This is a genomic window from Liquorilactobacillus capillatus DSM 19910 (genome assembly GCF_001434915.1).
In the GTDB taxonomy this organism is placed as follows: Bacteria; Bacillota; Bacilli; order Lactobacillales; family Lactobacillaceae; genus Liquorilactobacillus; species Liquorilactobacillus capillatus.
Genome location: NZ_AZEF01000044.1, coordinates 1 through 1,391 on the forward strand (window position 1 = coordinate 1; position 1,391 = coordinate 1,391).

General features: G+C 37.0%; 2 protein-coding genes. Both read right to left on the bottom strand.

Features of this window, described 5'->3' with window-relative positions; genetic code table 11:
• Positions 1 to 23: 23 nt before the first annotated feature.
• A complete protein-coding gene (locus tag FC81_RS09395; protein WP_057746204.1) occupies positions 24 to 293 on the bottom strand; it encodes a head-tail connector protein in 270 nt (89 codons plus the stop codon).
• Between the two features lie 343 nt (positions 294 to 636).
• Positions 637 to 1,391 (bottom strand): phage major capsid protein (locus tag FC81_RS09400; RefSeq protein WP_157054789.1); only part of this gene is annotated, 755 nt, incomplete at its 5' end.

Here is a 1,391-nt window from a genome sequence, read left to right on the forward strand (position 1 = left end):
TAAAGGCAAAAAACGCCTTTATATCAACTTATAAGTCCTCTTAACTGTTGAATCATTGACACTACTTGATATGGTGTGTTTTTCATATCTATTGCTCTATTCTGATACCAAAATTGAGTTAATAAACTTACTGCAAACCAGTATTGGTTATAATCATTAAGCTGTTCTTCTGTTGCCGATACCGCTGTTTGAATATAGTTTGCAGCACTATCAATATATTGTTGAATCATAGCATCATCATCTGAAACATCTATTCTAAGACTTGCTTTAATATCTGCTGGCGTTATTGTCATATAATCACTTCCTTTGGGACCTGTTGGGTTTGGTTATTAAACAAAGTATCAATTTGATACTTAGTCCTAGAGGTTAGTCCATAACATGGTAAATTCGAGGACGATCTCCAAAAGGTTTTTCGGATTTTTCCGATAAACTCGTAAAATCAACATTCTCAGCAAAACCATACTTAGCCCTAGAGATTAGTCCAAAATTGGACAACCCCCGAATATGTATGGGGTGGCTCAAAATTAAGCCACCCCTTTAATACCATAACGAATCGTTATTTATAAAATGTCCTCCATTTTAGCGTACACGAAATTCCTTTAATACCGTCGTGAATCGTTACGCTACTTCTTAACCTTATTTTGCTGGTGCACTAAGTGAAATATTTATTACTGCATCTTTAGAAATTACTTCGTAATCGTTCCGAACGATAACGGATAGGCCTTGACTGAATTGATCGAATTTATCCCATTGTGCAGTTACCTGGTTACGTCTAAATACTGCTACCGCTTGGCTAATATCCCCACAAAGTACAGGGAATGAACCATCTGAATTGTTAGCAAGCACCTTATCACTAATTAACGCTACTGGTGCGCCTAACAAAGTAAAGCCACTTGGTGCAGTTGGATTTGGTTGTAAGAGGTAACGACCCTCGGAATCTTTCAAGGTATCGAGGTAATTAAATCCTGATTGGTTCACAATGAACATCTTATCTAATGCTGGGTCTAAGGTTACATTAAAGACTTTCTTCAAATCATCTACACCCGTTGCGGTTGCCTTAGCAAAGTTTGAACCAGTAAGCAGTGTCATAATTTGAGAATTATCAGTATTATCAACTAACTGTTGTAACTGGTTTTTAACTTCACCAACAATATCAACTTCTGCATCTTCGACAACTTCATTAGATAGTGCAATCTTGCCAGCACGTGTTTTTACATCAAAGGGAACATCAGCAAACATATTTGCGTCAACATCCGCAATATCTGCAAGTTCTTCCTTAGTTGCTAAAACTGCGGTTTGCTGACTTGTTGCAATTGGATAATGACCCGAACCAGTAGAAACTTGTTTAACCGTTGCATATTGTGCAAGGTTGTATTTTGATTGTTTTAACT

Excerpts from the sequence above, each read along its gene's own strand:
- FC81_RS09395 (WP_057746204.1), bottom strand. The coding sequence starts at position 293 with ATGACAATAACGCCAGCAGATATTAAAGCAAGTCTTAGAATAGATGTT.